This window comes from Sporosarcina jeotgali, assembly GCF_033304595.1.
In the GTDB taxonomy this organism is placed as follows: Bacteria; Bacillota; Bacilli; order Bacillales_A; family Planococcaceae; genus Sporosarcina; species Sporosarcina jeotgali.
In genome coordinates this window covers 22,926-42,015 of sequence record NZ_CP116341.1, presented here as the reverse complement: position 1 = coordinate 42,015, position 19,090 = coordinate 22,926, and the positions used below count along the sequence as shown (strand labels likewise).

Here is a 19,090-nt window from a genome sequence, read left to right as displayed (position 1 = left end):
AAAGACCAGATGTTATTTTTTTACTCTACATGATACGCTTGGTACACTTCACGTTTAGTGACACCCCGATCTGCTGCGGCTTCACGGATTGCCTCTTTTGAGGTATACCCTTTTTCTTCCATCAATTGTTCAACATGTTCAACCGAAGTTAGTGAACTCCACCACTCTTCTTCAACCACAGCTTCCATCTCATCAATACCTTCTACAACTATGCAAAACTCTCCACGAATTTCAGTGGACTCCGCCCAGGTAAGCGCCTCATCAATTGTGCCTCTTACAAACTCTTCGTATCGTTTCGTCAGTTCTCTAGCGAGAGTAATCCTGCGGTCTGGTCCAAATTGTTCTTTCAATGCACGCAACGTTTCTTTCAGTCGATGCGGTGCCTCGTAGAAAAGCAAAGTTTCCTGACGGTTCTGCAGCGACTCCAGCTGAAGGCGTCGTTTTTTCTTTTGTCTATCTAAAAATCCAAAAAATAAAAAAGGCTGCGCTGGAATTCCCGACGCGACGAGAGCACTAATTGCAGCATTGGGTCCAGGTACAGGTACAACTGCGTATCCCTCTGCAATCGCTTTTTCAGCAATATCAGCTCCGGGATCTGAAATACAAGGCATCCCGGCATCGCTCACAAGCGCAACAGTCTTCCCTTCTGCCAGCAGTTCTAATATTTTTCTTCCGCCTGCTTCCAGATTGTGTTCATGGTAACTCATGAATGGCGTATCGATTTCAAAGTGATTGGACAACTTCACTGTATTCCTCGTATCCTCGGCTGCAATCATATCTGCCTCTTTTAAAATGCGGATTGCCCGATAACTCATATCTTCTAAATTTCCAATTGGTGTACCGACTAAATACAGGACACCGTTTACACATTCTGCGCTTTTTTGTGTGATCATTCGTCTGCCTCCTCCAGTTTCAAATACCGTTCTTTCGCGGGTCGGGTCAACTGTTTGAAGCGATACTCCGCTTGCATCGCTTCCCGCTTTGTTTCAAAATTTTCATGATGAATACAACGAACAGGCCTTCTTGCCCGCGTGTATTTTGCCCCTTTACCTGAGTTATGCGCGGCAACCCTTCGATCTAAATCTGTCGTGTATCCACCATAATAAGAGCCATCTTTACATTCAAGTACGTAAAACAGGTGATCATTCTTCTGTTCCATACAATAGCTGCCTCACTTCTTCAGTATACGTACCGTCTGATTGATAGACATATAACGGGGGAAGTATTTTCAAATCAGGCTTTCCATCTTTGGTTCCTTCAATTAGCAGCGTATTTGCTTCTTTTCCTTCTTTCGGATAAATAAATTGAATACGCTTCGGCTCCAGCCGATTCGCTCTCATCGACGTGATGATATCCAATAATCTTCCTGGACGATGGACAAATGCTGCCTTCCCGCCTTGCTTCAGTAACTCACTCGCAGAACGCACCGCCTGGTCCAGCGTCAATTTTACTTCGTGCCGCGCAATTGTCAGTGGTTCTTTTTGATTTTGTTCACTATTTTCATACGCTTTAAAGTAAGGCGGATTGCATGTCACGACATCATATTGGTCAAATCCAATTTTTGCGGCGATCCCGATGACATCATCGCAAAGCATTGTAATTTGCTGGTCCAGCTGATTATAAGCAATACTGCGACTTGCCATATCAGCGAGTTGTTCCTGCAGCTCCACGGCTATAATATCGGCTGAAGTTCGAGCACTTAAGAACAGTGGAATTGCCCCATTTCCAGCACACAAGTCAACAACCTTTCCGCGTCGAATCGGCATGTACGCAAATCGGGCCAGCAGTACAGCATCTAAAGAAAATGAGAAAACAGAGGGGCTTTGAATAATTCGCAAGTCTTCAGCAAGTAAGTAATCGAGGCGTTCGTCACCCCGTAATTCGATTGGTTCCATCAGGTACTCCTTTAATAAATAATAGTTACTTCAATATATAGAAAAGCCGACACCTAGAAAGATAGGGATCGGCTAAAATTCACAAATTTTGTTTACTTAGAAACGAGAGACAAAACAGGCAATCCTCACCTTTACGCGTGCTTCCATAATGGACATTGCATACATGGAATCCCTCATTATAAATGCGAGCCAAATTGTCTACGCCTTCGCCAACGTCTGCCCGTTGCGATCGTTCTGCGGTTTTTTTATCAGCAGCAGCTTGTAAATCCAACTCGTCTAAACGTGCGCGCAGATGATGATTCTCAAGTTGAAGTGAATGGTTTTCTTCCGTCATCTTGGCAACAAAACCGATTATTTCACGGAATTGCTTATGCATAGAGTCGAGTTGTTGTTCGTATTCGATTACCTTATCGAGAAAGTTCCCTTCTTTCAACTTTGTCACCTCATCACTTCATCAATTGACGGGCTGTCCCGTCTTCTTCGACAGTTCTTCCCAAGCATATTCAAGTGTTTGGTCCTGATCGGTTAATTTCACTTTCAACAAACGTTCCAGCAAGTTCAGACCGACGACCTTTCCTGGTCCATCTGGAGTTTCAATACGTGAACCAATATCAGGCATGAGTGCTTTGGCTTCCTCGTACTCGTCATTCTCGTATTTTAGACAGCACATCAATCTTCCGCATAACCCTGAGATCTTGGAAGGGTTAAGTGATAGATTCTGGTCTTTTGCCATCTTAATAGAAACTGGTTCAAAATCGCCCAGGAATGTAGAACAACAGAGCATTCTGCCGCAAGGGCCAATTCCGCCAAGCATTTTAGCTTCATCCCTGACGCCTATTTGGCGCAGCTCGATTCTCGTTCTGAAAATGGATGCTAAGTCTTTCACTAAGTTTCTGAAATCGACTCGCCCTTCAGCTGTAAAATAGAAAATCACTTTATTTCGATCAAATGTATATTCCACATCGACAAGTTTCATATCTAGTTTGTGCTCTTGGATTTTTGCGACACATGTAGTGAATGCTTTTTCAGCGTCGAGTTGGTTTTCTTCTACCTTATCCATGTCCTCTGTGCTAGCGGGACGGATAACTTTCTTTAATGGCAGAACTAAATCAGAACCATCCATGTCCACCATCATACTTACTACTTTTCCATACTCTGTGCCACGTGCTGATTCAACGATTACATAATCGTCTACTTTCAAGTCATAATCCATTGGGTCAAAATAATGTATTTTACCCGCTTTTTTAAAGCGGATTCCTGCAACGTTATACAACGAATAACCCCTCCTGCATACTGAGCACCAATTGCTCCATTAAAAGCGTACGGTGCATATTGCGATGCAATTGCTTTTTTGCCTGCAAAACGGATTCCAAAATTGAGGACAGCTGATCATAAGTCATTTTCATTGCTAGACTTGTTATGAATTCATCTAAATCCGGGTATGCGGGTGTTGCAGACAGTCCCGCTTTCTTCGCCACAATATCACGGTACATGTATAGAAGCAAGTCCAGTCCCATCTCAGTGTCTTCTTTTTCTTTCAAAAAAGGAGTCCATTCAGACTGGATCAGTAATAATGCATCTGATACGTGATGATCGATGGCTTGAACTAATTTTACCACTGTTTTTCGTAAACTTACAAACTGATCGTCCGCCGCGAGTTCTGCAGCACGGACTGAATCCGCTGTAAGTGACGTCACCGTAGCTGCAAGTGATGGAGAAACCCCTTCCGCTTTAAGGGTTTCCAGCAGCTGTTCCCGTTGAGGCGGAAGGAAAGAAATGCGCTGACATCTGGACTGAATCGTAGGTAATACCATATGATAGGCATCTGTCAGTAATATTGCGGTCACATCGCCTTCCGGTTCTTCCAAAAACTTGAGCAGCGCGTTGGCAGCTGCGGTGTTCATGCGGTGAGCTTGGTCTATCATATAGATACGGCGGCCACTCTCATATCCCTTTTTCGTCATAACAGAAAGTAATCCTGCCATTTGATCCTTTTTTATATCTTGACCATCCGGTTCTATCGTTAAAATGTTCGGGTGATTTCCTGAAGCAGCACGCTTGCAGGCGCTGCATGTTCCACATGGAACATTTTCGCTTGGCTGCTCACACAATAATAACTGTGCAAAATATAACGCTGCTTCGTGTTTACCAATTCCTTTTTCACCATCGAATATATAGGCATGCCCAATACGGTGATTTCGGTAGGCAGCACTGAACCTGGCAGCGACCGCCGGCTGTTCGGCTGCGATTCTGCTGCTCAACTGATTATCCATGTTACTGCCCCCCTTTCGTATAAAAAAGACGTTTTCTTATGTATCAGAAAACGTCCTCATGTATATAGATTGATGAGAAGTCCTTTGATTTCACCAATTTTAGCGAGAAGATCCATAGAAGACTCTTCATCTTGAAGCAATTGCTCTGCCAATTCGATTAGCTTTTGGTCAATTGTTTCAACAATTTTCAGCCGCCGTCCTTCTCCGTACTGGTTCCACGTATGTGACTGTTTCAGTCCGAGACCGGTTTCAACAGACTCTTTAAGAAAACGTTTGACGAGCATTTTAAATTTAGCCATATCTCGTAAATTACGGGACCGTGCCAGCCGGTCACCTGCGCTGGATATATCGCCCAGCAGACGAGTAATCTGTTCTCCATGCAGGCGTGATTCTTGTTTTTGAACCATTTGACCAAAACGCTCCCCGCCCTGTGGAGATTTAAGCGGGTCATTCCGTAATTTATCAAGACCTGCGCGATATTCATTATTTACTTTCATTACTAATCACTCCGATATGAATCAGAAATGGCGGAATTGTTCGATTGGCAGAACAAATACCGTTGCACCACCGACTTCAACTTCAACTGGATATGGAATATAGGAGTCAGCATTTCCGCCCATTGGTGAGACGGGAGCCACCATTTGATCACGCGAACGACAGTTGTCTCGAATGAGGTCCAACGCTTTCGGGACAAGACTATCGTCTGTACCGATTAAAAATGTTGTGTTCCCTGACTTCAAGAATCCGCCTGTACTTGCCAATTTCGTTGCTCGGAAGTCACCTTTCGTCAATGCTGATGAAAGTCGATTACTGTCTTGGTCTTGTACTACTGCCACTATAAGTTTCACGGGGTATCTCTCCTTTTCCGCTTTCTTTTATTATATCATGAAACGGCTCAAGAAATGAATGATGCAACTGTTTTCCAGACAGTTTCTGTAACTTCTTCTACAGAACCGCCGGCATCAATGGGCTGAATCCGTTTTGGAAACATTTTTTGCACGAGGCGATATCCTTCCGCCACATCTTTATGGAATTGCAGTGTTTCATTATCCAAACGATTCTGTTCCCGTTCTCCGCTCGCTGCAATTCTTGCCAACCCTGCCTCTGGGGATATGTCAAAGTAAATTGTATGATCGGGCATGAGGCCATCAATTGCAAATTCATTTATCGACAGAACTTCATCGATGCCTAAACCTCTTGCGTATCCTTGATACGCAAGAGAACTATCTACAAAACGATCACACAAGACAATTGCCCCATCTTCCAGTGCGGGAACAACTTTTTCAGTCAGATGCTGTCGTCGTGCGGCTGCGTACAATAACGCTTCTGTCCGGCCATCCATTTCTTCATGGTCATTATCTAAAATAATCGTTCTGATTTTCTCTGCGATCCGGATTCCGCCAGGCTCTCTTGTTAAAACTGAGTATTTTCCCTGCTGCTGCAACCGGTTATAAACTTCCTTAATGACCGTTGTTTTTCCTGCGCCTTCTGGTCCTTCGAATGTGATGAATATCCCTTTAGCCATTCCAATCTTCTCCTTGTGCACTCAACACTTCAATTTCCGTTGCCGATCCATTAACCCGCACTGCTCCTTGGAACTTTGCGCCTGACTCCGTCATATGACAAATCTCTTGTATTTGGTGCAGGTTCAAATGCTCACCACTTAAGACGAGCGGGATTCCAGGTGGATATGGAATAATTGCTGCAGCAGTTTGACAGCCGATTGCCGACTCTGCAGAAACCCATTCCGTATCTTTTTTTGACTGGCTGCTCGTTGTAATGAAGAACTTACGCGGCTCTTCCTCAAGCGGTTCATCCTTTTCAGGTACTTCTACAGCACTGCTTTGCAACTGTTGTACCGCTGAATCGACTGCTTTGCAAATGGAGTCTATAGGATACGCGGTCCCTTCAGTTAGCAGAGGAAGCACAAAGAGTACTTGGCGTTCGTCTGCCAGTTCTGTATAGATTCCCGATCCTTCCAACGCATGCTGCAGTGTATAACCAGATGCTTCTTTTTGTCGAAGGAGAATTTTTAACGGATCTTCCGTCTCAATAACTTCAAGCGCTTTGACCTTCTTAAGTTGTCTGATGAATTCACTTCGCCATGCAAGAAACGCTTGCTTGTCATCTTCTGAGTAACCGGCAACCATTGCTCTCGCGTCGTCTAAGGATGCAAGCAGCATATAAGAGGGGCTGCTTGTTTGCAGCATAGAAAGTGTATGTGTAAGTTTGTGTATATCGACTAACGTTGAATTTACGTGTAAAAAGGAAGCCTGTGTCATTGCGGATAACGTTTTGTGCGCCGATTGAACGACGATATCTGCTCCGGCGTGAAGGGCAGATACCGGAAATGGACTTCCTATCACAAAGTGTGCGCCGTGGGCTTCATCTACAAGTACTGGTATCCCCCGTTCGTGTGCACACTCAACAATTGTCTGCAAGTCACTCCCTGCTGTTCCGTAATACGTCGGGTACGTCACAACAACACCTTTCGCATCCGTGTGTCGTTCTAGTGCCTCTTCAACAGTTGCAGATGAAACAGCGCCTGCAGTGCAAGTTGTTTCGTCCCACTCAGGCGTAAGCAAAACAGCCTGTACTCCCGCTAACTCCATTGCATGGAATACGGATTTGTGCGCATTGCGCTGGACGAGTAATGTATCGCCTGGTGCACAAACTGCACGGATCATTGCAAGATTGCCGACTGTAGAGCCATTCACAAGAAAAAAGCTCTGATCTGCGCCATAGACATCCGCTAGCATTCTTTGTGCTTCTGCAAGCATTTCAGCGGGTGCATGCAAATCATCCAGTCCTGTCAATTCCGTTACATCGTATCGGAGTGCAGCTTTCAGATCCTCGGGCAATTTAGAGAGTAGCCCGTGCTTATGTCCAGGTACATGAAACGATACTGGCCGTGTTGCCAGAAAATTTTGCAGCGCTTCCACTACAGGTCTTTTTGTATGATCCATTCATTTCTCCTCCTTCCTTTAGTAATTTTGCTGCATCTTCTATGTAAAAAAAGTCAGCACACATTGGCTGACTTCACGAGAAGGCGTCTATCGATCACCCATCCTTACAGGAAAACTGCCAGGACGAGTAAAGACGCCAATCCCGGAATTCCAAGCACTGCCAGTAAAAAGCCTGATCCAATATTAATCGGCACGTACAATCCAACAAAACCGCCAGCGATGTTGATGATGAACAGAATCAGGAAGGCAAATGCGAGCCGGAACCACAATATGGATAGTTTTTCAGCCGCCGTTTGCAGTTGAGGCTTGGTCAAACGCAGTACGAAGAGCAGGACAACACCGAGTGCGAGAATTATAGCAACTTTCATAGCAGAAGCTGCCCCCTTTACAATGGACTATTAGCAGTCTATGCAAAGCAATCGTTGTTTAGTTCACTCAATGCCAAGATTTCTGATTTTAGCTTCTTTGTACAGATAAAAATGATTGCTTTCAGCAATTTTTTTTCGAATCACAACTTCCTGATCGAAATCATCTGCATACTTTTCAATCGATTTCGTCCGCTCCCACTCTTCTCGTGTATCTAACATCAATGTCCGTAACTTTTCATCGTATTCCCGCTTCAGCTTGTTCCTCCTGCGAAACAGTCCCCCCGACCGTTTCACAGTTGTCGCCGCCCTTCTAATGCTTTAGAGAGCGTTACTTCATCGGCATACTCGAGATCTCCGCCAACCGGTAACCCATGAGCGATTCGGCTAGTTGGAATGCCGGACGGTTTCACAAGACGTGAAATATACATCGCGGTTGCTTCGCCTTCGATCGTTGGGTTAGTTGCTAAAATCAGCTCTTCCACTTCCTCATCTTGTAGACGTTTCAGCAAGTCAGGTACGTTAATATCCTCCGGCCCGACGCCATCCATAGGAGAAATCGCACCATGCAGAACATGATAAAGTCCTTTGTAATCACGCATTTTCTCCATGGCAATCACGTCTTTCGGATCTTGTACTACACAAATCAGGGTGCGGTCTCGTGACTGATCCTGACAGATGTGACATGGGTCGATATCTGTAATATGTCCGCACACGGAGCAAAACCTTAGATTACGTTTGGCATCAACCAGCGCTTTCGCAAAGTCGAGCACAGTATCTTCTTTCATACTCAACACAAAAAACGCCAGCCGGCCCGCAGTTTTCGGGCCGATGCCTGGCAGTTTCATAAAACTGTCAATCAGTTTGGATATCGGTTCAGGGTAATGCATGGTTTTGCCTCCTAGAACATCCCTGGAAGGTTCAATCCCTTCGTGAATTGTCCCATCGTAGAGTTCGTTAATTCTTCTGCTTTTTCCATTGCGTCATTCGTTGCAATCACGATAAGGTCTTGTAACATTTCAGCATCTTCAGGATCAATCACGGATGGATCCACAATGACCTCAACAACCTTTTTGTCGCCTGAGACGATTACCTTCACCATACCGCCGCCTGCTGCTCCTTCTAAGCGCTCTTCACCTAATTTTTCTTGAGCCTCACCCATTTGCTTTTGCATCTTTTGCATTTGCTTCATCATACCTTGCATATTTCCCATACCACGCATTATTATTTCCTCCTCTTTTAGTTAAGTTACTCGTCATGGACGGTAATAAATTCTTTACCAAACAATTTTTCTGCTTCTGATACAATTGGATCCTCTTGTGTCAGTTCTGCGCCTTCAAGAAACGCCGGCGGTTCATCAAAAACTGAAGCATCAGTTGGTTCGCCGCCAGCAGCGGAATTCCCCTCTGGTTGCGACTGTTGCTTAGACACCCCGCTTTTGCGGATGAAATCCTCTCGAACTTTAAGCCATCCCTCTTCAGGGACGTAAACCACGTCGTAGGCTTTACCGGTTTGCTGACGCAGCGCTTCCGCAAGTCCTGAACGGAGGGATGCGTTTTCAGACGCCATGAGACAATGGATTTCATATTTGAATTTTAACACAAATGCACTATCCGATGCTGCTACTGGCTCTGTTTCTTCAAGAAGTGCGGAATGTGAACGCTGCATCGTCTGCATCATGCGTGCCCATTCTTCCCGGATCACTTGAATGTCCTGCTTAGTTGCAGCACTTAACACTTGATGGACTTTGCCGGTCGGAATCTTGTATGCGCGCGCATTATTGGAAGAGTTTTTGCGCAATGCCGGTGTTTTTTCCCCAGCTTGTGCTGCAGGTCCGCCTCCGTTAGCGAGTTGTTGCTGCAATTCTGCAACAATCCGTTCCAAGGCGGCAATTTTTTGTTCAAGCTCAGGTGATGCAGCTGCACCACCCGTTCCTGAATTTGAAGTTCCTCGCGTTTGCACCATCTTCAACAATGCAGACTCAATATACACCTTCGCATGGTTGGAGAAACGCATTTCCTGCTGAGTCACTCCTAAGATGTCGATATAGGCGTATAAAGTATCCGGCTCGAACGCTTGCGCCAAGGCAACAAAGCGTTCGTCCCCTGAAATGACTTCCAGTAAGTCTGTAAGATCAGGCGCCGTCCGCAATAACAGTAAATCACGGAAGAATGTTATTAAATCCTCTGCTAGACGGGAGACATCTTTCCCTTCTGCAATGAGCTGGTTTAATAATGTCAGTGCAGCACCAGCGTCTTTAGTCAGTAAAGCTTCTGCAAGCTGAAGGAAGATGTCCTCTCCAACAGATCCCGTTACAAGCAATGCCTCTTCTGCAGTGACTCGATCTCCACTGAAAGAGACAACTTGGTCCAGCATGCTGAGCGCATCCCGCATCCCGCCTGAAGCCGCTTGTGCGATTACTTTTAGTGCACTGGCGTCAGCTTCAATGTCCGCATCTTTTAAAACGTGCGTCATGCGCTCCACGATTTCTGCGGCAGTAATCGGTTTGAAGTCAAATCGCTGACAGCGGGAAATAATAGTGAGCGGCAGTTTGTGAGGCTCTGTTGTCGCCAAGATGAATACCGCGTGCGCGGGTGGTTCTTCCAAGGTTTTTAACAGCGCATTGAAGGCTGAATTGGAAAGCATATGCACTTCATCGATAATATAGACTTTATATTTGGATGAAGCCGGTGCATAGCGGACCTTTTCAATGATGTCGCGCATTTCTTCAACACGAGAATTGGACGCTGCATCAAATTCAATGACATCTGTATTTGATCCTTCTGTAATTGTTCTGCAAGTTTCACATTCGTTACATGGTTCTTTCGCAGGTCCATTTTCGCAGTTCAGTGCTTTAGCGAAAATTTTAGCAGCACTCGTCTTTCCAGTTCCACGGGGACCTGAGAACAAGTAGGCATGGGTCGTTTTGTTATGGAGGAGAGCATTTTGAAGTGTTTGTTTTACGTGTTGCTGTCCTGACATTTCGTGGAATGTCTGAGGCCGGTATACCCGGTAAAAAGCTTGGTAACTCAACCGTCCGCTCCCCTTTCTTTTCGCTTCATTCATTCCTATTAGTATACCACAAAACATCAGGCAAGACGTTGTTTGAGAGCTGCGTTTTTTACGGAGTTCAAGCTGTATAGGTTTTGAAAAAAATTGCTTAAAAAACATGCAAAAGCCCCTCATCCGCAGTGGGATAAGAGGCTTTTGCTATGTACACCGTGCACCTTCCTTTGACCGCCGCACATAAGCGTTACTCTTGTCGTTGGCTCGATTTAGGCGACCCCGCGGCACATGAGAAATTCCACTTAATGCTGCTTCCTTCCGGACCTGACATGGTTCGTGGGTTCGCATTGCGCGGGACCCAAATGTCAACACTACGTGCAAAAGGCAGACCCTACAATACGGACGGCCTCAGGAAAGGGATTCAGTCTTGCTAGAGCGGATTGCAAGTTACAGGGCACCGCTACCTCCCCACCTAGCACGGCAAATTTAATTATACGAGTAGCTTGCCAAAAAATCAACTTTCACACTTTTTTACGTGCCCCTGAGATTTTTCATTAAAAGTTGTTGACTTCTTTTCAGATGCCTGATATATTATTACTTGTCTAACACGGAGGTATACCCAAGTTCGGCTGAAGGGATCGGTCTTGAAAACCGACAGGGGTGTCAAAACCCGCGGGGGTTCGAATCCCTCTACCTCCTCCATACATAAGTTCTATTTCGATAACATAGAAAAGAAGCTGTCCATGAAAAGGGAAACCTGATCATGGACAGCTTTTTTCATGGTCTATTAATGAATTACGGAAGCATGCCTAATGATTAGAGAATACATGTACTCTCTAGTTTTTTGTTATGCCTCTACCGCTGCACCTTTTGCAACCGGAGTGACAGCAATACATCTATAGTAAGGGAATTTCTCCTCCAGGAGCCGTGCCGCCTCTTCTTCACGGCCGGCATGTACTGCAACGAACAGCGAAGGCCCGGCACCGCTCAGCGTCATGCCGTAAGCACCATGTGCATGACTCACTTCCCGGACTGCATCGAAGTCAGGAAACATCTTTTTTCGATAAGGTTCATGAAAAATATCGCGATCCATCATGCGCCCGACGAGTGACCATTCCCCTTTTGCAAGAGCTGCCGCCATGAGACTGCTCGCGGCACTTCCTTCTGTTGCTTTGCTATGATCCAACTGATGCGGAAGAAGCCCGCGAGAGTGGTCAGTTTTCATCTCAACAGGCGGAACGAGGACAACGCCTCCAATTGGCGGGGCATCGAACTTCATAACTTCCAGCGATGTATGATCGTAAAAAGAAATTGTCACGCCTCCAGCAATTGCTGCCGTTACATTATCTGAGTGGCCTTCGATGCCGACACCGAACCACATCTTCTCTTTCTGATTCATCTTTAAATCATGCAGCTGGTCCGCGATTTCTACACCCGCCGCAATCGCTGCTGCACTGCTGCCGAGTCCTTTTCCTAAAGGGATGTCAGACTTCACGCGCAGCGTGCAAGGCATCGTTTCGCGACCTGCGCGACGCACCACTTTTCCGATTGTCTGAACGATTAAATTGTCTTCATCCGTTGGAAGTCCCTTCATTTCTTCGTCTTCATAGACGACTGTCCATCGATCTGCAGGCTCTGCAGTTACCGTCATATACAGTGACAGTGCCATCCCTATACTATCGAAGCCCGGTCCAAGATTGGCAGTCGTTGCAGGGACGGTCACGGTAAATGGAGTACTGCCCATTTACTTCGCCTCCTTTTGCAAGTCAGCCGCGAATGCTTCAAATTCTGCACGTGTCATGAATGGCTTCCCATCATTGACTCGAATTGCGGTTTCAGGATCTTTCAATCCATTTCCCGTCAAGACCCCTACAATGGTTGTCCCTTTCTTGATTTCTCCTGACTCTATACGCTTTTTCAAACCTGCAATTGTCGCACATGAAGCGGGTTCAGCAAACACACCGTCCGTTGCAGCAAGCAAACTGTACGCTTCCAGAATCTCTTCATCTGTCACAGCTAAAATATGACCGCCTGATTCTGACAACGCTTTTTCCGCTAAGTGCCAGCTCGCAGGATTACCGATGCGAATCGCAGTCGCAACTGTTTCAGGCTCCTCAAAAACACGACCGTAAACAATAGGTGCCGCACCATCCGCTTGTACGCCTAATAATTGTGGTTTGTCCCCGCCTCTTTTCTCCGCATACTCCGTAAAGCCTTTCCACGCAGCTGAAATATTGCCAGCGTTTCCAACAGGCAACGCAAAAATGTCCGGAACGCTTCCGAGCTGTTCAATCGTTTCAAATGCAATTGTTTTTTGGCCTTCCAACCGGTACGGATTCACCGAATTAACGAGTGCAATATCGCCTCCGCCAGCTTCTCGCACCATTTGCAATGCTTCGTCAAAGTTCCCTTCGATTTCCAGGATTTCAGCACCATACATTTTTGCTTGGGCCAATTTACCAAGTGCAATCCGACCTTCAGGAATGACGACAATTGTCCGCATCCCTGCGCGTGCGCCGTAAGCTGCAGCTGACGCTGATGTGTTACCTGTGGACGCACAAATAAGTGTTGTTTTTCCTTCTTCTTTCGCTTTTGCAACGGCCATTACCATGCCGCGGTCTTTAAACGATCCCGTCGGATTGGCACCTTCCGTTTTCACATATAAGTTCACACCCCACTGTTCAGATAAGTTTTTCAAGTGAATGAGTGGTGTATTGCCTTCCTGCAGTGTTAAATCCGGTGTTTGCTCCGATACAGGAAGCCATTCCCGATATTCGTCTATTAGTCCATTCCATCGTCTCATCGGTCAGTCCCCCTCTACTCGATAGTGGCTTAGTACGCAATTTACTTCCGGCGCCACTTTTAATTCTTCAATGACTTTCAAATGCTGGTCTCTCGAAATCGCATGTGTGATGAAGATTAAATCGGCATCTTCACGTTTTGGATCCGCATGTTGAATTACCGTTGCTAAGCTCGCCTTATTGTGGCTATAGATAGAAGATAAGCGAGATAGTACGCCAATTTCATCCTGTACAGAAATCCGGTGAAAATAGCTGGCAAACTTCTGTTCATCCGACTTTACTTTGCGCTCATATTGATAAGAATGAATTCGTTTTCCGTTCACGCCAAGCAAGAGATTTCGACAAGCCGCTACGATATCTGATGTGACAGATGTCGCAGTCGGCAGCGAGCCTGCACCTGGTCCATAAAACATTGTTTCTCCGACCGCATCTCCGTAAACATATACAGCGTTGAACTCGTTGTTAACAGAAGCAAGAGGATGTTCGTTCTTCACGAAAACAGGCTCAACCGCCACTTCAATTCCGTTTTCATCCTTCTTCGCTGATCCCGCCATTTTTATGGTATACCCGAATTGCTCTGCAAGCTCCAGATCCCCATCTTCAATGACACTCATGCCCCGTACGAAAACATCATCCAGCTGCACTTCAGACGAAAACGAAAGCGATGCGAGGATGGCCATTTTCCGGGCAGCGTCAATCCCGTCTACATCAGCAGATGGATCTGCTTCTGCGTAGCCAAGTGCTGTAGCTTCAGCAAGTGCATCTTCATACGTCTTCTTTTCTTCCTTCATCTTTGTGAGGATGAAGTTCGTCGTTCCGTTTACGATGCCAAGAAGTGATGATATCCGATCAGACGCCAGTCCATCCTCAAGTGTACGGATAAGTGGAATCCCGCCACCTACACTCGCCTCGTAAAACAAGTCACAGCTGTTTTCATCTGCTAACGCAAGTAATTCTTTCCCATATACGGCCATTACATCTTTATTGGCTGTGACGACACCTTTTCCTGCTTTTAAAGAACGTTCGATAGCTGTTTTTGCATCGTCCGTCCCGCCAAACACTTCGACGATGAAGTCAATGGCATCATCATTCAGCAGATCTTCCAGCTGATCGGTGAATGCTTCTTTCGGCAATTCGGTGTCCCGTTCTTTTTCTTTATTTTTAATCAGCACACGCTTAATGCGTACCGGTACACCAAGCTTATGCTGCAAGTCTTCCCGATGCTTGTGTAAAATCGTCGCAACGCCGCTTCCAACAACACCAAAACCTAATAATCCAATTCCGATTTCTTTTCTCATTGACGATTCCCCTCGCTATTATGTACACTATGAAAAAACAATTGTCCTTTCCATAGAGACAGTATAAAGATAAAGTCTTCACAGGACAACCCTATCATGGTATTGTTATTCAATATATCACACAAGTCACAATTAATTAAAGATTGGATCTGGTTAAATGAAGGTTTGTAAATTTGGCGGAACATCTGTTGCATCGGCTCAACAAATCAAAAAAGTAGCAAACATTATCCATTCCGATTCATCCCGAAAAATTATTGTCGTTTCCGCTCCAGGCAAACGTCACAGTGACGATACCAAAGTGACGGATCTGCTCATTCTTCTTGCAGAAAAGGCCTTGATTGGCCAAGATGCTGAGTCGGAACTGCAACAAGTTCTTGCTCGTTATGAAGAGATTGCAGAGGAACTCGGTCTTGATGGTTCGATGAACACTGTAATTGAAAAAGACTTGCGTGAACGGCTTTCGCTCGACAAAGAAGATCCGATTTTATTCATGGATAGCCTAAAAGCGTCCGGTGAAGACAACAACGCGAAACTCATTGCGGCGTATTTGCAATCGATTGGCATGGAAGCGACGTATGTCTGTCCAAAAGAAGGCGGTTTGTTGGTCAATGAACGTCCGCAGCGGGTGCAGGCGCTTCCTGAAGGCGAGGAACTCCTTGCTGAATTACGGAATAGACGCGGAATTATCGTGTTCCCTGGTTTCTTCGGTTACACAAAAGACGGAACACTCCGCACATTCAATCGGGGCGGTTCAGATATTACAGGTTCTCTGCTCGCTGCAGCGACCGGGGCTGAACTGTATGAGAACTTCACCGATGTCGATTCGGTGTTTTCTGCAAATCCAAACGTGGTTGAACAGCCGTGTGCCATCCATACAATGACATACCGTGAAATGCGTGAGCTTTCGTATGCAGGTTTCACAGTATTCCACGAAGAAGCATTACGGCCTGCGTTCTTGCGGTCAATTCCGGTGTGCATTAAAAATACAAACAATCCAAGTGCTCGAGGTACGATGATTGTGAAAGAGCGGGAGTGCGGTTCTCAGCCTGTTGTCGGGATCGCCGCTGATGATGGCTTCTCAACACTTTTCGTTGATAAATACTTAATGAACGTGGAAATCGGTTTCGGCCGGCGCTTGCTGCAGATTCTGGAGGACGAAGAAATTCCATTTGAGCATACGCCTTCAGGAATTGACAACATGTCTGTCATAATTCGCGATACGTTTTTGACGGAAGAAAAGGAAGCCCGCATTTTACACCGCGTGAAGGAAGATTTAGATGCAGATGATGTGTACTTCCGCCGCGATTACTCGATGGTGGTGCTTGTCGGAGAACGTATGCGGGATACAACGGGTTTGACGGCGCGTGCTGCAACAGCAATCGCAAAAACAGGCGCCAGCATTCAAATGATCAACCAGGGGTCCACTGAAGTCAGCTTAGTGTTCGGTATTCATAAAAAGGATGAAACCGATGTGCTCCGTTCCCTGTATGACGAGTTTTTCCAAACAGCCATTGCACGTGTGTAGGTGATAAAAAGAGCGAGTCCGGATTAGCTGATAATCCGAACTCGCTCTTTTTACATCTCCAATTATTGCAGGGATGTTGTCATCCGTTGTTTCTCGTTCCATTCAAAACTTTCAGGAAATGGCTTTTGGAAGTAACAGCGAAGTGTTAGAAGCGCATATTTAGAAATCAATAGAATTTGCTATCTGAACTAAAATTTCAGGCGTAATCCTATCAGAAACTTTTTTATCGATACTGAACACATATTGCCAATTATCTCTTTCAAATTCTAACAAATTAAAACCAGAAATCGGTTTTTCCATATATCTTGCTGTATTTGCATTATCCAGTTTAAAGGTTTTTAAAACTTCCTTGTCACTAAACTCGATTTTATGTGCAACAGCCCGAACCTCAATTTTAAAATGGTTTTCAGATAACTGGTCATTAATAAATGCCACTTCAAATGTGTCATTAAGGTCACCTTCTAAATCATTCAGCCTGCCGAATTGATGAGTAAAGATTGGCTTGTCAACATTAAATCGGACAATTTTTATAAGGTCCCTAATCGGTACTCAATAGGCGTTAGATAATCCAGCGTTCCGTGAATCCGAACCCGGTTGAACCAATTCACATAATCCTGTAGTTCACGCTCTAACTGGCTGATAGAAGAAAAGGTCATTTGCTTAATGAACTCTATTTTGACCACATTGAACATGGATTCTGCTACCGCATTGTCGTACGGGCATCCTTTCATACTCAGTGATCTTCCGATGCCAAAAGCTTTTAAAGCTTCGTCAATTAGTTGATTTTTAAATTCACTTCCACGGTCTGTATGGAACAATTGGATGCGATCTAAGTTGCGCTCAATGCTAGACAAGGCTTTGTATACAAGTTTTGCTGTCTTTTCTGGCCCTGCGCTGTAGCCGATGATTTCTCGATTAAAAAGATCGACAAATAAGCATACATAATTCCATCTTCCATTGACTCTTACGTATGTTAAATCACTGACAACCACAGCCAATTCTTCTTGACCGTTAAAGTTTCTCGCCAGAACATTCTTTACAGGTTCCTCATTCACTTTTGATTTAAACGGTTTATATTGTGCGACAGTGTAATTGGACACAAGACCTGTTTGCTTCATGACGCGACCAATACGACGTCTAGAAACCGTCCGGTTGATCTTCTCTAATTCTTTTTTGATTTTGCGTGTACCGTAATTGTTTCGACTCTGTTTAAAAATTACCTTGATATCTTTTTGCAGGGTTTTATCTTCAGGTTGTTTAACGGAAGTGTAGTAAAACGTGCTTCTCGCGATCCCTAGGACGTCGCACATTGCTGATACCGAGTATTTGTGACGGTTGTTTTGAATCACATCTACTTTCGTCCCATGATCAGCGCGGCTTGCTTTAAAATATCGTTCTCCATTAGGAGACGCTGGTTCTCTTTACGTAATTTGATTAATTCATTCTCTTCGTCTGTACGCTGATCTTTTTCTTCAAAAGATTCAGTCGCTTTGTGACGCCTCACCCAGTTATCAAAAGTAGTGGAGGTTAGATCGTACTCACGAAGAATATCTGTACGTGTTTTACCGTTTTCATGTAGCTGCACAATTTGGTTTTTAAATTCCTTGGTATAGGTCCGTCTTGCTCGTTTTTCAGTCATGTAGATTCTCCTCATCTCTTTGGTTATATTCTACAAGACCCTAATTTTATTGTCCAAGTAAGTGTAGCCTATACAGATTATAGGCGGAACCCTAAGCGGCAGTTTAAGTTTTTGTTTGAAGTGCTGTTCGAAATCATCCAATGCACCCTCCACAGATTTGTAACCAATTTCGGGATACATCTCTTCATAAAGACGGGGCTTATCGTTAGCAACTGAATAGTTGGTCAATAAACAGAAGGATAGCAACAAAAGCGAAAGGGTTCTAATCATTTTTACACCTCTGTTTCTCTTTAGGCGTATGATTCCCCGCTTCATTGAAATTATCAAATTAATACTGTCATTTGAATAAAGTGGTCATTACCGGAAAGTGGAGGTTTTTGTAATGGAATTGCCCCATTGGTGAAAATCGCTTTTCCGCAATCGCGCCCTATTCTGGAATAACTCCATTCAAGTTTTTTTGCATTAAGTACAGGATACGTAATACCAGTTCTTTTTCATTTTTTTCAATTTCACTATGTTTGCTGCAAGGTCTTTATCGTTTGGTTCGACTCCGTTTGGAGAAAAAACATAACCAGAAAAGTTACCAAGAATTCCTCTGTTAGTGAAGAAAACAAGCTTTTCATTAACTTTCATTACTTCTTTTCCATCTGACAATGATGAACCTTTATAGTTTGCAGGAATATGAAAAAGGTCTCCTCGTGTATTCGAAGATTGTATTTTCCCATCCAAAATTAAATTAGCTATCTCGTCTCTTTCGTCAAGGTTAAAATTGAATTCAGCTTTCTGAATTAATGGAGACAAGGGATTAGCTAATAACAAGAAGAACAGCAGTAAGCTCATTACTAAAGGGACAAGATTTTTTCCTTTTTCTCTGTTTTTGAAAAAACCAACGCTCCAAAATATTAATAAGATCGCTCCACCTACAAACGAAATCAAAAACAAAGGGATATTCACGAAAAGCCAAAATGGAAAACCGAAAATAAAATGCCTGAAAAGCTCATTGATAATATAAAAAACTATTAGGACACAGAGTGCGATTGTAATCCATTTGTTTCTAGAACTCATTTTTCATCCCCTACTTATCCGAATTATAATACTTTGACGGTTTACTGATTACGGCCACACGATTTTACCACTCGTGACATCTTTTTTACCACGGAACGCCAAAGAATTTACCACGCTATGACAATGTATTTACCAACCTTGCTGGGACGCTTGTCCGCTAGGGAATAAAGCGATTTTTAGCAGTATGGATCGTAGACGGTAAGCATTTATAACAACTTGACACGGAGCCTCTACGGGCATGAGTTCCAAGCCGGAAG

The 19,090-nt window shown here is 44.6% G+C and carries 22 protein-coding genes, 1 tRNA gene and 1 other RNA gene; 2 read left to right on the top strand and 22 right to left on the bottom strand.

From position 1 onward, the window contains the following. Positions 1 to 20: 20 nt before the first annotated feature. From rsmI to ffs, 16 genes are all read right to left on the bottom strand, one after another. A complete protein-coding gene (rsmI, locus tag PGH26_RS00240; protein WP_323692063.1) occupies positions 21 to 893 on the bottom strand; it encodes a 16S rRNA (cytidine(1402)-2'-O)-methyltransferase in 873 nt (290 codons plus the stop codon). Then, positions 890 to 1,159, bottom strand: coding sequence for a GIY-YIG nuclease family protein (locus tag PGH26_RS00235; protein WP_323692062.1), 270 nt, complete (start codon positions 1,157 to 1,159; stop codon positions 890 to 892). The genes rsmI and PGH26_RS00235 overlap by 4 nt, the downstream gene beginning before the upstream one ends. Beyond that, positions 1,143 to 1,895 carry a tRNA1(Val) (adenine(37)-N6)-methyltransferase gene (locus PGH26_RS00230; RefSeq protein WP_323692061.1) on the bottom strand — a complete coding sequence of 251 codons (753 nt, stop codon included), beginning with the start codon at positions 1,893 to 1,895 and terminating at the stop codon, positions 1,143 to 1,145. Before PGH26_RS00230 ends, PGH26_RS00235 begins: the two co-directional genes overlap by 17 nt. A gap of 79 nt (positions 1,896 to 1,974) precedes the next feature. Continuing rightward, positions 1,975 to 2,328 carry a DNA replication initiation control protein YabA gene (gene yabA, locus PGH26_RS00225; RefSeq protein WP_323692060.1) on the bottom strand — a complete coding sequence of 118 codons (354 nt, stop codon included), beginning with the start codon at positions 2,326 to 2,328 and terminating at the stop codon, positions 1,975 to 1,977. Positions 2,329 to 2,349: 21 nt separating this feature from the next. Continuing rightward, positions 2,350 to 3,168 carry a PSP1 domain-containing protein gene (locus PGH26_RS00220; protein ID WP_323692059.1) on the bottom strand — a complete coding sequence of 273 codons (819 nt, stop codon included), beginning with the start codon at positions 3,166 to 3,168 and terminating at the stop codon, positions 2,350 to 2,352. Continuing rightward, a complete protein-coding gene (holB, locus tag PGH26_RS00215) occupies positions 3,161 to 4,168 on the bottom strand; it encodes a DNA polymerase III subunit delta' (RefSeq protein WP_323692058.1) in 1,008 nt (335 codons plus the stop codon). The genes PGH26_RS00220 and holB overlap by 8 nt, the downstream gene beginning before the upstream one ends. Positions 4,169 to 4,224: 56 nt before the next feature. Beyond that, on the bottom strand, positions 4,225 to 4,665 hold the full coding sequence (locus tag PGH26_RS00210; protein ID WP_323692057.1) for a YaaR family protein: 441 nt from the start codon (positions 4,663 to 4,665) through the stop codon (positions 4,225 to 4,227). A gap of 21 nt (positions 4,666 to 4,686) precedes the next feature. After that, the gene (locus PGH26_RS00205; RefSeq protein WP_025783662.1) at positions 4,687 to 5,016 is read right to left on the bottom strand and encodes a cyclic di-AMP receptor DarA; all 330 of its coding nucleotides are present in this window, start codon (positions 5,014 to 5,016) and stop codon (positions 4,687 to 4,689) included. A gap of 47 nt (positions 5,017 to 5,063) precedes the next feature. Then, the gene (gene tmk / locus PGH26_RS00200) at positions 5,064 to 5,693 is read right to left on the bottom strand and encodes a dTMP kinase (protein WP_323692056.1); all 630 of its coding nucleotides are present in this window, start codon (positions 5,691 to 5,693) and stop codon (positions 5,064 to 5,066) included. Then, complete coding sequence (locus tag PGH26_RS00195) at positions 5,686 to 7,134, bottom strand: aminotransferase class I/II-fold pyridoxal phosphate-dependent enzyme (RefSeq protein ID WP_323692055.1); 1,449 nt, start codon at positions 7,132 to 7,134, stop codon at positions 5,686 to 5,688. Before PGH26_RS00195 ends, tmk begins: the two co-directional genes overlap by 8 nt. A gap of 104 nt (positions 7,135 to 7,238) precedes the next feature. Continuing rightward, entirely contained in the window at positions 7,239 to 7,502 is a 264-nt protein-coding gene (locus PGH26_RS00190) for a pro-sigmaK processing inhibitor BofA family protein (protein WP_323692054.1), read from the bottom strand. Between the two features lie 63 nt (positions 7,503 to 7,565). Then, a complete protein-coding gene (locus PGH26_RS00185; RefSeq protein WP_323692053.1) occupies positions 7,566 to 7,796 on the bottom strand; it encodes a YaaL family protein in 231 nt (76 codons plus the stop codon). Then, positions 7,793 to 8,389, bottom strand: coding sequence for a recombination mediator RecR (gene recR, locus PGH26_RS00180; protein ID WP_025783657.1), 597 nt, complete (start codon positions 8,387 to 8,389; stop codon positions 7,793 to 7,795). The genes PGH26_RS00185 and recR overlap by 4 nt, the downstream gene beginning before the upstream one ends. 11 nt (positions 8,390 to 8,400) lie before the next feature. Next, positions 8,401 to 8,721: a YbaB/EbfC family nucleoid-associated protein gene (locus PGH26_RS00175; RefSeq protein ID WP_039043168.1), complete on the bottom strand. Its 321-nt coding sequence runs from the start codon at positions 8,719 to 8,721 to the stop codon at positions 8,401 to 8,403. Positions 8,722 to 8,747: 26 nt separating this feature from the next. Continuing rightward, entirely contained in the window at positions 8,748 to 10,532 is a 1,785-nt protein-coding gene (gene dnaX / locus PGH26_RS00170; protein WP_323692052.1) for a DNA polymerase III subunit gamma/tau, read from the bottom strand. 186 nt (positions 10,533 to 10,718) lie between these two features. Continuing rightward, positions 10,719 to 10,986, bottom strand: an RNA gene (gene ffs / locus PGH26_RS00165) — signal recognition particle sRNA large type. 128 nt (positions 10,987 to 11,114) lie between these two features. Here ffs and PGH26_RS00160 point away from each other — a divergent pair. Then, positions 11,115 to 11,207 (top strand) — tRNA-Ser (locus tag PGH26_RS00160). A 145-nt stretch (positions 11,208 to 11,352) separates the two neighbouring features. On the opposite strand, the gene thrB is transcribed toward PGH26_RS00160, so the two are convergent. From thrB to PGH26_RS00145, 3 genes are read right to left on the bottom strand one after another with little or no spacing between them, the layout of a single operon-like run. Further along, positions 11,353 to 12,249 (bottom strand): homoserine kinase, encoded by an 897-nt coding sequence (gene thrB, locus PGH26_RS00155; protein ID WP_323692051.1) that lies wholly within the window; start codon positions 12,247 to 12,249, stop codon positions 11,353 to 11,355. Continuing rightward, on the bottom strand, positions 12,250 to 13,308 hold the full coding sequence (thrC, locus tag PGH26_RS00150) for a threonine synthase (protein WP_323692050.1): 1,059 nt from the start codon (positions 13,306 to 13,308) through the stop codon (positions 12,250 to 12,252). It lies immediately after the preceding gene. Between the two features lie 3 nt (positions 13,309 to 13,311). Beyond that, positions 13,312 to 14,604, bottom strand: coding sequence for a homoserine dehydrogenase (locus tag PGH26_RS00145; protein WP_323692049.1), 1,293 nt, complete (start codon positions 14,602 to 14,604; stop codon positions 13,312 to 13,314). A gap of 157 nt (positions 14,605 to 14,761) precedes the next feature. Between PGH26_RS00145 and PGH26_RS00140 the strand changes: the two genes are divergently transcribed. Continuing rightward, complete coding sequence (locus PGH26_RS00140) at positions 14,762 to 16,129, top strand: aspartate kinase (RefSeq protein WP_323692048.1); 1,368 nt, start codon at positions 14,762 to 14,764, stop codon at positions 16,127 to 16,129. Positions 16,130 to 16,288: 159 nt separating this feature from the next. Here the strand turns inward: PGH26_RS00140 and PGH26_RS00135 are convergent, their stop codons facing one another. From PGH26_RS00135 to PGH26_RS00125, 3 genes are all read right to left on the bottom strand, one after another. Beyond that, positions 16,289 to 16,564, bottom strand: coding sequence for a hypothetical protein (locus PGH26_RS00135; RefSeq protein ID WP_323692047.1), 276 nt, complete (start codon positions 16,562 to 16,564; stop codon positions 16,289 to 16,291). A 92-nt stretch (positions 16,565 to 16,656) separates the two neighbouring features. Continuing rightward, a protein-coding gene (locus PGH26_RS00130) for an IS3 family transposase (protein WP_323692046.1) occupies positions 16,657 to 17,768 on the bottom strand; the annotation gives its coding sequence in 2 pieces (ribosomal slippage) (positions 16,657 to 17,516 and positions 17,516 to 17,768; 1,113 coding nt in all). Between the two features lie 462 nt (positions 17,769 to 18,230). Beyond that, on the bottom strand, positions 18,231 to 18,833 hold the full coding sequence (locus PGH26_RS00125; RefSeq protein WP_323692045.1) for a hypothetical protein: 603 nt from the start codon (positions 18,831 to 18,833) through the stop codon (positions 18,231 to 18,233). Positions 18,834 to 19,090 lie beyond the last annotated feature (257 nt).